Here is a 12,841-nt window from a genome sequence, read left to right as displayed (position 1 = left end):
CGCCCGGACGCCCCCGGGCAGGTTCAGGCGGCACCCTATCGACATTCCTCTTCGCTCGATTTAGATGTTCTACCAATCAATTTCTAAAAACCGGCAACATGCGGCAGCCGCTCCGTTTTCCATGGCCTGATCTTGATGTGGATGATGTCTCCGCGCCCGTTATCGCCGTGCGCGTCGACGTGATCGGGACCAAGGACGAGGTGCCCGATCACAGGCACCGCAAGGGGCAACTTGTCTTTGCGCTGGGCGGCGCCGTGACGTGCCGCGTTCCCACCGGTCTGTGGATGGTGCCGCCGCATTGCGCGGTGTGGATTCCAGGAGGCATGCAGCACAGCAACCTCGCGACGGAAAACGCCCGGCTGGTTTTCGTCTACATCGAGCCTGAGGTCGTGGACCTGCCGGATCGGTGCTGCACGCTTTCGATCTCCCCACTGCTGCGTGAAGTGATCGTCGAGCTGGCCAATCAGATCGCGGATGACGAGGCGAGGGTGGAGCTTCTGGCGAGCGTCCTGCTGCGCGAGCTTCCCCGCATGCCGGTTCAGCAGCTGCATCTGCCGCTCTCGCCCGAGCCGCGGTTGAAGAAGATTGCCGCGGCGCTGGCGAAAAACCCTTCCGATCGCAGGACGCTGGCCGAATGGGCCGATCGCGTCGCGCTGAGCGAGAGCAGCCTCGCGCGTCTCGTGGTCAGGGAGACGGGCTTAAGCTTCGGGCGGTGGCGCCAGCAATTGCACCTGATCGTCGCCTTGCGGGAGCTGACGTCCGGCGCGAGCGTGCAGCAGGTGTCCGCCGATCTCGGCTACGACTCCGTCGCGGCCTTCATCACCATGTTCAAGAAGGCGCTCGGGAAACCACCAGGGAAATATCTGAGCGGTATTTTCCCTGAATATAAGAATTGACTTATATTAGCGTCGACCGATATTAATCCTGGCACGAAACGACAAGGAGGAGCGCCATGGAGATCGACGTCGTCAGGGTATTAGGGCTGGTTACGCGTTCGGTGAGGAATTTCGAGAAGGACGGGAAGGCAGCCAGTGCGGTGACACTGACGCGGCTTTACGAGACCAGCGTCGACGATCTCTGGGACGCAGTGACCAGCGAGCAACGCATTCCGCGCTGGTTCTTTCCGGTCGGGGGAGATCTCCGGCTCGGCGGAAAATACCAGCTCAAGGGGAATGCAGGCGGGACCATCACGGCATGTACGCCGCCGACCCATTTTGCGGCGACCTGGGAATTCGGCGGCGCGATGAGCTGGATCGACGTCAAGCTGACCGCAGAACGAAGCCAGGCGCGGCTGACGCTCGAGCACACCGCGATGATCGAGGATCATTGGAATCAGTTCGGTCCAGGGGCAGTCGGGATCGGCTGGGATCTCGCCATTGCCGGGCTGGAGCGATATGTTGCGACCGGGGCATCGGTCGACCATGAGACGGCCGAGGCATGGATGGGCTCTCCCGCGGGCAAGGAATTCATGACGAGCAGCGGCGAGTATTGGCGCGCAGCGCATGTCGCAAGCGGCGTGGATCCTGCGTCCGCGAAACAGCGGTCGGACCGTACCATCGCTTTCTATCGCGGCGAGACGCCGCCCGACGTGGCGCATCCGGGCACAGGAAGCTGATGCAAATCTTCGAGGTCCTTGCCGACCCCGTCCGCCGTCGCATCCTCGAGCTGCTTGCGCCCGGCGAGATGGCGTCCGGCGAGGTCGTCGAAGTGATCGGAGCGGAGTTCGGGATCACGCAGGCCGCCGTGTCGCAGCACCTCAAGGTGCTGCGCGAGAGCGGCTTCGCGACGGTTCGGGCGGAGGCGCAAAGACGGCTCTATTCGGTCGATGCTGCGGGCCTCCAAGCGGTGGATGCATGGATCGGTCAGTTCCGCAATTTCTGGGAGCCGAAGCTGGATGCGCTGGCGACGGAAATCGCGCGCGGCAAACGCGAGCGTCGTAACGCGCCAATGAGCAAGCGGAGCGGGAAGCGGGCGTGAAGGCATCGCGGCCACGCCTCATGGAGACGTTTCCGTTCTTTGCCCGGCGGGGGATGGGCTTGAGCGGCGGCATCTCGGTGTCGCCCGGGCTGGCGGCCCATCTGAGGCCGTACTGCAGGTTCGCGGCCTGCGCGGCGGCGACGAGCTGTACAAAGCCCCAGACGATTGCGGCGGGCAGCATCGATAGCTCGAAGCTCATCGCCATTGGCTGTCCCCCAATCTGCAAGAAATCAGCGCGATCCCGGGTGCCATCCGGGAGTTTGGGAATCTCGGGATCGAGGTGATCCCAGGCATATCCGCGCGAGCAGAACAGCACGACGGACGGTTTGAACGTGCTGGCATCGTCCAGCGTGCCGACATAGATGCCGGTTAAGTCCGGCTTCTCGTCCGGCTTGTTGTAGATAGGCGAGCCGCAGTTCGGACAGAACCCTTTGCGCTTGACCGCGCCGCTGACGGCAGTGCGCTCGATTTCGCGCACCTCGCCTGTCACCGCGACTGCGCTGCGCGCGAACACGAAGATGGAGCTGTGGCCGCTGCCGGTATCGCGCTGACAGTCGCTGCACTGGCATTGGAAGCCGCGGATCGGCGCGGACGCAATGGTGTAACAAACCGCGCCGCAGGCACAACGACCTGAATATGTCATTCGTCTCCCTCCCAACGGGCCGGCGCGATTTCACACAAGCCGGATATTTGCCGGCCCGCTCACTCGCGCGACATCTTCTCGAACCTCTTCACCAGCCGCTCCCGCTTCAGCCGCGACAGGCGCTGGATCCAGAACATGCCGTCGAGCTGGTCGATCTCGTGCTGGTGGCAGACAGCACGCAAGGCTTCCGACTCCTCTTTGTGCATGCTGCCGTCGAGATCCCGATAGCTGATCCGCACGCGGGCGTGGCGCTGGACCTCGTCGTTGACGCCGGGCATCGAGACGCTGCCTTCGCGATGCAGGATCATCTCGGGTGAGGCCCATTCGATCTCCGGATTGACATAGGTCTGTGCACCGTCCCTGGCGTCGAGCTCGAGCACGACGACGCGCAAGGGCACGCCGACATGCGGCGCCGTGATGCCGATGCCGGGCGCGGCGCGCATGGTCTCGAGCAGATCATTTGCAAGCTCGCGGAGCGCATCGTCGAACGCGGTGACGGGGTGAGCCGGCATCGCGAGCCGGCGGTCGGGATAGCGGACGATCGGGCGAATGGTCATGCAAGCTCCTAGCACTCACGGATGGTTGAAGCATCCCGTTCTTGACGCCCTACCAACTGGAAGGTAGCTAGGGACCATGACCAACGTTTCCTCGACAGCCGACGACATCCTGGCCTGCGCGCGCAGCTTGATCATCGCGGGCGGCTACAATGGTTTCAGCTACGCCGACGTGGCCGAGGTGGTCGGTATTCGCAAGCCGAGCATCCACCATCATTTCGCCAGCAAGGTCGATCTGGTCCGCACGCTCGTGTCGCGCTACCGCGCCGAAGCCGAGGCGGGACTGTCCGCGCTCGAGCGCAATGTCCCTGATCCGCGCGACCAGCTCGAAAACTATGTCGCGTACTGGAAGGCGTGCATCAATGATGCGACAGCGCCGTTCTGCGTGTGCGCGCTGCTGGCCAGCGAGCTTCCGATCCTGCCGGAGGAGGTTGCGCTCGAAGTCCGTGCGCACTTCCGCTCCTTGGCTTCCTGGCTGACGGCCGTCATGGAGCGTGGCAAGCGGAAAGGGCAACTCAAACTCTCCGGCACAGCCCGCGTCGAGGCCGAAGGATTCATGGCGACCATTCACGGCGCCATGCTGTCGGCGCGTGCCTATGGCGATCCAAAGATGTTCGGTGTGATTACCACCCCGCTGCTGGACCGGCTGTCCAACAAGCACTGAGAGACATCGGCGAGACGATGACGATAGCCAGCAAGTGGGCTGGATCGAAGACGGTTTCGTTGTGTGTAAGAAAACTACCAACTAGTAGGTATAGGAGAGACTGCGATGGCGCGATATCAATTGAATCCGGTTCATTGCGACCGCGAGCGATGGCTGAAGCAATATTACTTCGTGCGAGCGGCGTTCTCGGTTGCCTGGGTCGCTGCTGCGTTTGCCGCCGGGGCTTCTTCTCCAGTGATCGCCGGCGCCTTGCTCGTCCTCTATCCCGCATGGGACGCCGCTGCCAACTTCGCGGACGCGGTTCGCAGCGGCGGACTCGCTCAAAGCCGCCCGCAGGCTCTGAACGTTGTGGTCAGCCTGGCGACCACCGTCGCGGTGCTTGTGACCTTGCAGATGAGCATGAACCGGGTGCTCGGAATCTTCGGGGCATGGGCGATCCTGTCGGGATTGCTCCAACTCGGAACGGCCATCCAGCGCTGGCGGAGTTTTGGCGCGCAATGGGCCATGGTGCTCAGCGGGGGCCAGTCGGCTCTCGCAGGCGGCTTCTTCATCTTTCAGGCCACGATGCCCGCGATTCCCTCGATCGCGAATGTCGCGGGCTATGCTGCAGTCGGTGCGCTCTACTTCCTGGTCTCGGCGGTCTGGCTCACGGTCGGCGAGTGGCGGCGTAGCGCGGCTGTTTGAAGCCTTGCCATTCAAGCCTTGTCGCGGACGCTCACCCGTCCGGATAGGGCGTGCCGTCCTTGTGCACGAATCGGCCGTCGGAGTTGGCGCTCATCATGTCGATGTCGGAGCAAATCGTGAGATCGTCGGGCGAGCGAGAGCCGACTTCGAGATAGAGGGCGATGGCGCTCGAACGGTTGATCAAGTGATGGCCGTTGCCGCTGTTTTTCGCGAAGGCGGCGCAGTCACCGGCGCGGAGCACGATCTCGCATTTGTCCTCGATCAGCGTCACTTCGCCTTCGAGGACATAGACGAATTCGTCCTCATGCGAGTGCCAATGCCGCTGGCTCGACCAGTTGCCGGGCGGCAAGCGCATCAGGTTGACGCCGAAATCGGACAAGCCTCCGGCATTGCCGAGCCGCTGCCGGACCCGATCGGCGCAAGGTGCATCGAAGGGCGCGGGGTAGCCGGCGCCCTTGCGGGCGGGTACGGCAGCGATGTCGATTTTCGGCATAAGCATTTCCCTGCAGTTCTCTAGCGTTGCGTGGCCTGGCACATCGCGGAGCGCCAGGCGCGTCGTCGAACCCGGTCACGGATTTCGCCGCATCCGCACGGCCAGTTCCGCACGGCAAGGCCGGATGGCGCGCGAGGAGGCGGACGATCGCGTTTGCGACGGGACGAATTCAATAGCGGCGGGATGATGCCATCATGCAGGTGTTTTGCCCGACGAGTCAAACGGCGGGTCTTCCTTCGCACTGCAAAGAGCTGCGCTGTAAGTCCTTGATCCGACAGCGCCCCGCTACTGTGCATGGGGTTGTTTTCGCGTTTTTTGTTTGGCAGGTCACAAAAGCGTGCCGCAAAAACTTGCGTCGGCCTGTCGGCCCACCATGTTCCCATTCGTCTTCCACCCAGACAGATCTGACGGGAGACCAAAATGAACGCTTCCTCCTATCGCTGGGTGATCGTCGCCGCGGGCGGCTTGCTCGGCTGCGTCGCCATCGGCGGCATGTTTTCGCTGCCGGTATTCCTGCAGCCGATCGCAAAGGACACCGGCTGGTCCGTGACCGGCATCTCCAGCGCCATGACGATCGGCTTTCTGGCAATGGCCTGCACCAGCATGGTCTGGGGCACGTTGACGGACCGGTTCGGGCCGCGGCTGGTGGTGCTGACGGGATCGACGGTGCTGACCGTGAGCCTGTTCGCGGCGAGTCACGCCACCTCGCTGCTGGCGTTTCAGTTCGTCTTCGGGCTTCTGGTCGGAGCGTCCTGTGCGGCGATCTTCGCGCCGATGATGGCGACCGTGACCGGCTGGTTCGACACCCATCGCAGCCTCGCGGTCTCGCTGGTGTCGGCCGGCATGGGCATGGCGCCGATGACGATGGCGCCGCTCGCGGCCTGGCTCGTCTCCGGCCATGACTGGCGCACCTCGATGCAGATCGTGGCGCTGGTGGTCGGCGCCATCATGATCCCGGTCTCGTTCCTGGTGCGCCGCCCGCCGGCGCTCGCGCACGCCGTGGCCGCGCCTGCGGGCGAGGGCGCCGTGCAAGGTGAGATGTCGATGGGAGAGGCGCTGCGCTCGCCGCAATTCCTGATCCTGCTCGCGACCAATTTCTTCTGCTGCGCCACCCATTCCGGCCCGATCATCCACACCGTCTCCTATGCCGTGAGCTGCGGCATCCCGCTGGTCGCGGCGGTGACGATCTACAGCATCGAAGGCTCTGCCGGCCTTGGCGGACGCATTGCCTTCGGCCTGATGGGTGACCGCTTCGGCGCCAAGCGCGTGCTCGTCTCGGGCCTGCTGTTGCAGGCGTTCGGCGCACTCGCCTATGTCTTCGCGCACCAGCTTGCGACGTTCTACGCCGTCGGGGCCGTCTTCGGCTTCATTTATGCCGGCACCATGCCGCTCTACGCGGTGCTGATCCGCGAAAATTTCCCGCTCAAGATGATGGGCACGGTGATCGGCGGCACCGCCATGGCCGGCAGTCTCGGCATGGCCACGGGCCCGCTCGCCGGCGGCCTGATCTACGATGCGTTCTCGAGCTACGCTTGGCTCTATATCGCCTCCTGGGCGATGGGCCTCGGCGCCTTCCTGATGGCGATGAATTTCAAGCCGTTCCCGAAGCCGCGCGCGGATTTGGCGCCGGCGGCAGCGTAAGCAAGTTCATCGAGGCACAGCGCTAGAGCTGCGCCTCGATCGCGGGCTTGTCGATGATGGACCACACGTGCCGTATTTTTCCGTCGTGAAATTGATAGAACACGTTTTCACAGAAGGACATGCGCCTGCCGTTCACATCCAGCCCCAGAAACGTTCCAGCCGGTGTGCAATCGAACTTCAGCCGGGCGGCGATATGGGGCGGATCGCAGACCAGCAGCTCGATGTTGAAATGCAGATCCGGAATTGTGCGAAAATCCTGCTCCAGCATGGCACGATAGCCGGACAGTCCGAACGGTCGCGCATTGTGGGCGACATCATCGTGGACGAACTGTCCGAGGGCGGGCCAATCCTGCCGGTTCAGGCAGGCGATGTAGTCGCGGTAGATGTCGGCGAGGTCGGACCTGGTCATGGCGTGCTCCTGCGGCTCCGGCCCTAACGCGGCAACGAGAGAAAAGGCGCAGGCGCTCACAGACGTTTTTCGAAGAACAGGTCCGGGTAGGGATCGTCATTGAAGCGGGGGATCTCGCTCCAGCCGCTTCGTCGGTAGAGCTGGCCGGCTTCCGCCAAGGCGCTGTTGGTGTCGAGCCGCAATAGCTTGATGCCGAGCCCGCGCGCGGCGTTCTCGGTCATGTCCATCAGGCGCCGGCCGAGCCGCAATCCGCGCGCCGCCGGTGCGACCCACAGCCGCTTGATCTCGGCATAGCCGTGATCGGTGCCCTTGAGCCCGACGCAGCCGACCGGTAGCGTGTCCGACATCGCGACGATGAACGTGCCGCGCGGGCGGCGCATATCCTTGGCGTCGGGATCGCGCGACAGCGAGACGTCGAACCCCTGCTTGAAGCGGCGGCCGAGCTCGCCATAATATTCGCCGAGGCAATAGCGCGCCTGTTCGCTCCGCGGGTCCATCTCGTCCAGCGTGACGCGCTCGCGCGTCAGCGCGGAAGCAACCAAATCCATCGCCGCCAGCAGCGCCTCGCGTTGCGCATGTTGGGCGAGGAAGCCCTCGGCCTGCGTATTCGACAGCGCCTCGTAGGCCGCGAACTCGCGCCGGCCCGCACGCGTCAACGTCGCGACGCGACGGCGCGCATCGTCCTCATGCGCATTGGTCTCGACCAGCCCTTCGTCCTCGAGGCAGCGGAGGAGGCGGCTCATCAGGCCGGAATCGAGGCCGAGATAGTCGCGAATCTCGGCCACGTCCGAACGTCCATGCCCGATCGCGTTGAGCACGCGCGCCGCCCCCAGTGGCCGCCCGCGTCCCAGGAATGACGTGTCGAGCGCGCCGACAGCGGACGTGACGGCACGATTGAAGCGGCGGACGCGGGAAACAGGGTCGAGCATGATATATCTGACTTTAGTCAGACATATCATCGAAGTCAATCAGTGCACGTTTTCGCTTCACCAGCGAACTGCGCTTCAATCCAGGCCCAGGACCTTGCGGGATTTCCGCGTGAGTTTCGCCGCGATCAGCGCGTGCGCCTGCGCCAGATAGGCCGTGAGCTCGGCGTCCGGCAGCGCGTTGTTGCCGACGAGTTGCACCCATTTGGCGCGCGCCAGATAGGGCGCCGGCCGCGCAAGGCCGTGCTCGATCAGCATGGCATAGGCCATGTTCGAGACCTTGAACATGTAGCCGCCGGAGCGCGCGGCAAAGCCGCCGCCGAGTGCGAACATCTTGCCGCCGACCTTGAACACGGAGGTACCCTCCCACTGCACCACCTTGGTGACGGCGGGCAGGCGCAGGCAGCGGGTTTCGAAAGTTTTGGGAGTCATCGCCTAAGCGATAGCACAGCGTACGCGGCTTGCAACGCCGCAACGATGGAGCGCCTCTGCGTGCCGCACCGCGTCCGCGATACGAGAGGAACGACCCCACTTGTATCGTGCCGTCCGATCCCCCACACTCCACATCACTCAATCAGTCACAGGAATAAGGTCATGGCTCGCATTCGCTGTATCACCGAGATGGGGATGGGCGTCGACGTGCACGGCAGGGACGCCACCAAGGCGGCGAAGCGTGCCGTTTCTGATGCCATCAGGCATTCGAGCCTCGGCTTCTTCCGGATGATCGACAAGACTGCGAACGACATGTTCGTCGACGTCACGATCGCGGTGCCGAATCCCGAAGCCGTCGACAAGGACGCGGTCGCGAAGGAACTGCCTTACGGCACCGTCACCGTCAACGCGGTGAAGGGCGGGCTGGAGATTCCCTCGGCTGCGGAGCAGGGCAACGACCCCATCCTCATCGCCAATGCCGCCGTCATCGTCAGCTTCGATAAGGACTAGGCCGGTGTCCGACGGTGACGTGACCCTACTGGATCGCCCGATCTGGAGCGCGCTGACGACCAGCCACAAACATCTGGCCGAGGGTGGCCCGGGAGCGCTGCGCTATCCGGTGGACGTGACGCCTTTTGCCGACATGGTCGACATGTCCGAGACGAGCTTTGCCGAGCTCGGCAATCTCCTGTCGGGCTCGCAGGTCGCCGCGCTGTTCACACCCGAGGCCGTCGACGTTCCCGCCGGTTTCAAGGTCGTGCTGGCCGGACCCTGCGAGCAGATGATCGGCTCCCCGGCCGATAGCCCGCTTCGCGATGCCGAGATCGTCCGGCTGGGTGCAGCCGACGTTCCCGCCATGATGGCATTGACGGAGTTGACGAAGCCCGGTCCATTCGCGCGGCGCACGCACGAACTCGGGACGTTTCTTGGCATCCGCGCCGGCGGCGAATTGGTCGCGATGGCCGGCGAGCGCATGAAGCCGGGCAATTTCGTCGAGATGACGGCCGTCTGCGTCCACCCTGATCATCGGGGGCGGGGCTACGCGCAGGCGCTGCTGGCGGCGGTCGCGCGGCAGATCGAGGCGCGCAGCGAAATTCCGTTCCTGCACGTGTTCTCGAGCAACTCGTCGGCCATCGCGCTGTACCAGCGGCAGGGGATGCGGACTCGGCGCCGCCTGCACGTGACTGCGTTCATGAAGCAGAGATGAGCCGCGCCGTCCGGTCAGGCTTCATATCTGGCGAATTCACGCTATATCGATCCCAACCATCATTGGGGAAACACATGGACGCCAGAACACCTGATTTTTCCGCCATGCGGACAGCAATGCAGAGTTACGTCGATCAGGAGATCATTCCGGGTGCATCCTGGGCGGTGCTGCGGGGCCGCGAGGTCGTCGATCAGCAGTGCGTCGGTTTCGCCGATCGCGAGACCAGCACCGCGCTGCGGCCCGATCACATTTTTCGCGCCTTCTCCAATACCAAGATCTTCGTCACCTGCGCGATCATGCTGTTGGCCGAGGAAGGCCGCATCGGGCTCGATGACGTTGTCGAGAAATTCCTGCCGCAACTCGGCAATCGCAAGGTTCTGAAGCCGGGCGCTTTGAGCCTTGCCGACGTCGAACCGGCGAAGAGCCCGATCACGATCCGGCAGCTTCTGACCCATACCTCCGGCCTCAGCTACGGCATCTTCGATCCCGGCACGGTGCTGTTCAAAAGCTATAACGAGGCACGCGTTCTCAATCCGTTGACGCCGCTGACTGACATGATCGACCGGCTCGCCGATCTGCCGCTGTCCTTTCATCCCGGCGCGTCCTGGGAATATTCGGTTGCGACCGACGTCCTCGGGCGCGTCGTGGAGGTCGTCTCCGGCAAGCCGCTCGACGCCGTGCTCAAGGCGCGCATTTTCGAGCCGCTCGGCATGACCGACACCGGCTTCCACGTGCCGGACGCGCAGCAGGGCAGGCTGGTCGCGCTCTACAACGGCACGGATGCCCTCGATCCCATGAAGCCCGGCCTCACCCGGGCCGACGACCTGCCTTATCCGCAGGCCTATCGGCGGCAGTTCCCGCGGCTGTCGGGCGGCGGCGGACTGGTCTCGACCTTGCCCGACATGCTCGCTTTGATACAGGCGCTGCTTCCCGGCTCGGATGCTCTGCTGAAGCCGGAGACGCTGCGGCAGATGACGACGAACCAGCTGCCCGCCGGCGAGAACATTCGCTTCGCCAATCTCGGCCCGATCCCCGGCAAGGGCTTTGGCCTCGGCGGCGCGGTCACCTTCGCGCCGATGCCGTTCGATCCCCCGAATTCGACCGGCGAATTCCAGTGGGGCGGCCTCGCCGGCACCCATTGGTGGATCTGCCCGCAGGCCAATACCGCCGGTGTGCTGATGACGCAGCGCTACATGGGCTTCTGGAATCCGTTCTTCTTCGAGTTCAAGCGTCTGGCCTATCAGGCCGTCGGAGGCTGATCGCGAAAAAAATTGCAGGTTGCCGCGAATCCTTTCCGGTCGTCGCGCCCTCTCTTGACGGTCGAGGCATTTTGCTTCGGCTCATCTCGGAGAATGTGATGGCATTTTACAGAAAGAACATCGGCGGCCTGCATCAGGCCGTGCGGATCGCCTTTGGCGTCGCGGTGGCGGTCGCGGCGGTCGTGTATCTCACCGGCGCTGCGGCGTGGCTGGTTGCACTTGGCGGTGCCGGCTTCGCGCTGACCGGCCTCGTCGGCTATTGTCCGATGTGCGCGATGGCCGGCATCGGAAGAGGAGGCGCGTCGTGAGCGCGGCTGGGATCTCGCCGGACCTGTTCGAGGCCGCGCGCCTCGGCGATCCCCAGGCGATCGCGTCTCTGCTCGAGACGGCGCAACCGAACATCCGCCGCTACGCCCGCGCCACCTGTCGCAGCTCGGCGGACGCCGAGGATGCGACGCAGGAGGCGCTGTGGATCCTGTTTCGCCATGTCGGCACGATCCGCTCGTGGCTGGCGTTTTCGGCCTGGCTGTTCAGTGTGGTCCGCCGCGAATGCCTGCGGCTTGCCCGCAAGGCAGGCCTCGCGCCGGCGATCGACGACGGAGAGGCGGAGGCGCTGCTGCTGTCGCGTCCTGAGGCCGATTTGCGGATCGACATCGCGGCGGCCTTCGAGGCGCTGCCGCCGCACTACCGCGACGTCGCGCTGATGCGCGACGTCAAGGAAATGACCATCGATGAGATCGCCGTCGCGCTCGGCGCGACCCGGCAGACCGTGAAGGCACGTCTGCATCGCGCCCGCGCCCTGATGCGCGAATATCTGACGAGATGAGCCATGACCGATTATCAAAGACGTGACGACCTGAAATCTATCCCGGCCTTCGTGGCGCTCGCGCCGGTCGAGGCCAACGCGTTCCTTGCGTTCAACCACGCGGTCGAGCGCAAGGACGGATTGATTCCGCCAAAATATCGCGAGCTGATCTCGCTCGCGGTCGCGCTCACCACGCAATGCGCCTATTGCCTCGACGTGCACACTGCGCAGGCGGCGAAGGCCGGTGCAACGCGAGAAGAAGTCGCGGAAGCCGCGTTGATTGCGGCCGCGGTTCGCGCCGGCGGCACGCTCGGCCATGCGTTGTTGGCGCAGCGCCTGTTCGAGCGACATCGGGGCGAGGAACTGGGATAGAGGAGCGGGCGGATGTCCCGCAGAGATCAGGAACTTGCCAAACTATCTCGGCCTCGACGGATTTCGCTTCGGCTGGGTCGTCGCCTGGATCGACCAGCGCGGCGATCACGGCTTTGATTATTCGCCGGGTCTTGCGCGGCTGCTCGCGCTGCCGCATGCCGGGGCGATGATCGACATGCCGATCGGATTGAAATGGAGTGGTTATCGCATCTGCGATTTGCGCGCACGCGAGCTGGTCGGTCCCGCCGTGTTTCTCGGCGCCCGCCGCGATCTCTGGACGTTCGCCGATATGGCGGCAGCCAATCGCCACTACTGGGAGCGCGAGGGCAAGGGCAGGGGCGTATCGGCGCAGCTCTGGAACATCAGGGACAAGATCAGGGACGTCGACGCGATCATGACGCCGGCGCGGCAGGCGACCATCGGCGAAGCGCATCCGGAATTGATTTTTTGGAATTTGGCTGGGCGGGTCCGGCTTGCAAAGAAGACATCGGCGGAGGGCCGCGGGCAGCGCATCGCACTCCTGCAGCAGCGCGGCTTCGGGCGCTTGCCGACATGGCTGACTCAACGACATGGCACCGGCATCGGCGGTGACGATCTGATCGACGCCTGTGCCTGCGCGATCGCGGCACGCGACAGCACGCAGCGGTTCGGCGGGGAGGAGACCGATCCGCGGGGCTTGCGGATGGAGATCAATTATTGAGGCCGTCGGGGTGCGAGGAGCCGGGAAAAAGCTGCAATTTATTTGAAGCTTGCAGGAACAGACGACGGCTGGCCC

Annotated in this window: 18 protein-coding genes and 1 pseudogene; 13 read left to right on the top strand and 6 right to left on the bottom strand. The window is 64.2% G+C overall.

All coding sequences use genetic code 11. The annotated features are described in order from the left end of the window. The first annotated feature begins 98 nt into the window (after positions 1-98). Genes IVA93_RS21520 through IVA93_RS21510 form a run of 3 tightly spaced genes read left to right on the top strand, consistent with a single transcriptional unit; the run spans position 99 to position 1,977 of the window. A complete protein-coding gene (locus tag IVA93_RS21520) occupies positions 99-896 on the top strand; it encodes an AraC family transcriptional regulator (RefSeq protein ID WP_247297497.1) in 798 nt (265 codons plus the stop codon). 56 nt (positions 897-952) lie between these two features. Further along, the gene (locus tag IVA93_RS21515; RefSeq protein ID WP_247368455.1) at positions 953-1,615 is read left to right on the top strand and encodes an SRPBCC family protein; all 663 of its coding nucleotides are present in this window, start codon (positions 953-955) and stop codon (positions 1,613-1,615) included. Next, positions 1,615-1,977 carry an ArsR/SmtB family transcription factor gene (locus IVA93_RS21510; RefSeq protein WP_018459176.1) on the top strand — a complete coding sequence of 121 codons (363 nt, stop codon included), beginning with the start codon at positions 1,615-1,617 and terminating at the stop codon, positions 1,975-1,977. The genes IVA93_RS21515 and IVA93_RS21510 overlap by 1 nt, the downstream gene beginning before the upstream one ends. A gap of 361 nt (positions 1,978-2,338) precedes the next feature. Here the strand turns inward: IVA93_RS21510 and IVA93_RS21505 are convergent. Together IVA93_RS21505 and IVA93_RS21500 are read right to left on the bottom strand one after the other, a co-directional pair. Beyond that, positions 2,339-2,620, bottom strand: a pseudogene (locus IVA93_RS21505) (GFA family protein); the annotation flags it as partial. Between the two features lie 59 nt (positions 2,621-2,679). After that, the gene (locus IVA93_RS21500) at positions 2,680-3,177 is read right to left on the bottom strand and encodes a peptide deformylase (RefSeq protein ID WP_085395946.1); all 498 of its coding nucleotides are present in this window, start codon (positions 3,175-3,177) and stop codon (positions 2,680-2,682) included. Between the two features lie 76 nt (positions 3,178-3,253). Between IVA93_RS21500 and IVA93_RS21495 the strand changes: the two genes are divergently transcribed. Continuing rightward, the gene (locus IVA93_RS21495) at positions 3,254-3,838 is read left to right on the top strand and encodes a TetR/AcrR family transcriptional regulator (protein ID WP_247297494.1); all 585 of its coding nucleotides are present in this window, start codon (positions 3,254-3,256) and stop codon (positions 3,836-3,838) included. 105 nt (positions 3,839-3,943) lie between these two features. Beyond that, on the top strand, positions 3,944-4,522 hold the full coding sequence (locus IVA93_RS21490; RefSeq protein WP_018459172.1) for a membrane protein: 579 nt from the start codon (positions 3,944-3,946) through the stop codon (positions 4,520-4,522). Between the two features lie 31 nt (positions 4,523-4,553). Here IVA93_RS21490 and IVA93_RS21485 read toward each other — a convergent pair whose 3' ends face one another. Next, a complete protein-coding gene (locus IVA93_RS21485) occupies positions 4,554-5,015 on the bottom strand; it encodes a cupin domain-containing protein (RefSeq protein WP_018459171.1) in 462 nt (153 codons plus the stop codon). Between the two features lie 420 nt (positions 5,016-5,435). Here IVA93_RS21485 and IVA93_RS21480 point away from each other — a divergent pair, with 420 nt between their 5' ends. Then, the gene (locus IVA93_RS21480; RefSeq protein ID WP_247403135.1) at positions 5,436-6,656 is read left to right on the top strand and encodes an MFS transporter; all 1,221 of its coding nucleotides are present in this window, start codon (positions 5,436-5,438) and stop codon (positions 6,654-6,656) included. Positions 6,657-6,678: 22 nt separating this feature from the next. Here IVA93_RS21480 and IVA93_RS21475 read toward each other — a convergent pair whose 3' ends face one another. The 3 genes from IVA93_RS21475 to IVA93_RS21465 all read right to left on the bottom strand — a co-directional run bounded on the left by IVA93_RS21475 (position 6,679) and on the right by IVA93_RS21465 (position 8,423). After that, positions 6,679-7,065 (bottom strand): ester cyclase, encoded by a 387-nt coding sequence (locus IVA93_RS21475; RefSeq protein ID WP_247297491.1) that lies wholly within the window; start codon positions 7,063-7,065, stop codon positions 6,679-6,681. A 56-nt stretch (positions 7,066-7,121) separates the two neighbouring features. Beyond that, positions 7,122-7,994 carry a bifunctional helix-turn-helix transcriptional regulator/GNAT family N-acetyltransferase gene (locus IVA93_RS21470; RefSeq protein WP_204510969.1) on the bottom strand — a complete coding sequence of 291 codons (873 nt, stop codon included), beginning with the start codon at positions 7,992-7,994 and terminating at the stop codon, positions 7,122-7,124. A 75-nt stretch (positions 7,995-8,069) separates the two neighbouring features. Beyond that, on the bottom strand, positions 8,070-8,423 hold the full coding sequence (locus tag IVA93_RS21465; RefSeq protein ID WP_085352880.1) for an MmcQ/YjbR family DNA-binding protein: 354 nt from the start codon (positions 8,421-8,423) through the stop codon (positions 8,070-8,072). A 162-nt stretch (positions 8,424-8,585) separates the two neighbouring features. Here IVA93_RS21465 and IVA93_RS21460 point away from each other — a divergent pair, with 162 nt between their 5' ends. The 7 genes from IVA93_RS21460 (at position 8,586) to IVA93_RS21430 (ending at position 12,766) form a co-directional block, all read left to right on the top strand. Further along, positions 8,586-8,933 carry a Lin0512 family protein gene (locus IVA93_RS21460; protein ID WP_026233749.1) on the top strand — a complete coding sequence of 116 codons (348 nt, stop codon included), beginning with the start codon at positions 8,586-8,588 and terminating at the stop codon, positions 8,931-8,933. 4 nt (positions 8,934-8,937) lie between these two features. After that, complete coding sequence (locus IVA93_RS21455) at positions 8,938-9,630, top strand: GNAT family N-acetyltransferase (RefSeq protein WP_085384875.1); 693 nt, start codon at positions 8,938-8,940, stop codon at positions 9,628-9,630. Positions 9,631-9,704: 74 nt separating this feature from the next. After that, positions 9,705-10,889 (top strand): serine hydrolase domain-containing protein, encoded by a 1,185-nt coding sequence (locus IVA93_RS21450; RefSeq protein ID WP_247403132.1) that lies wholly within the window; start codon positions 9,705-9,707, stop codon positions 10,887-10,889. A gap of 98 nt (positions 10,890-10,987) precedes the next feature. After that, complete coding sequence (locus tag IVA93_RS21445; RefSeq protein WP_247368788.1) at positions 10,988-11,197, top strand: YgaP family membrane protein; 210 nt, start codon at positions 10,988-10,990, stop codon at positions 11,195-11,197. Beyond that, positions 11,194-11,715 (top strand): RNA polymerase sigma factor, encoded by a 522-nt coding sequence (locus tag IVA93_RS21440; protein WP_085352883.1) that lies wholly within the window; start codon positions 11,194-11,196, stop codon positions 11,713-11,715. Before IVA93_RS21445 ends, IVA93_RS21440 begins: the two co-directional genes overlap by 4 nt. Positions 11,716-11,718: 3 nt before the next feature. Continuing rightward, complete coding sequence (locus IVA93_RS21435) at positions 11,719-12,066, top strand: carboxymuconolactone decarboxylase family protein (RefSeq protein WP_247368785.1); 348 nt, start codon at positions 11,719-11,721, stop codon at positions 12,064-12,066. Between the two features lie 34 nt (positions 12,067-12,100). Next, positions 12,101-12,766 (top strand): DUF429 domain-containing protein, encoded by a 666-nt coding sequence (locus tag IVA93_RS21430; RefSeq protein ID WP_247368782.1) that lies wholly within the window; start codon positions 12,101-12,103, stop codon positions 12,764-12,766. Positions 12,767-12,841: the final 75 nt, after the last annotated feature.

The sequence above is a fragment of the Bradyrhizobium sp. 155 genome (genome assembly GCF_023101105.1).
Lineage (GTDB): Bacteria > Pseudomonadota > Alphaproteobacteria > Rhizobiales > Xanthobacteraceae > Bradyrhizobium > Bradyrhizobium canariense_D.
Note: the sequence above shows the minus strand (reverse complement) of the source record. Positions and strands in the feature narration are given on the sequence as shown.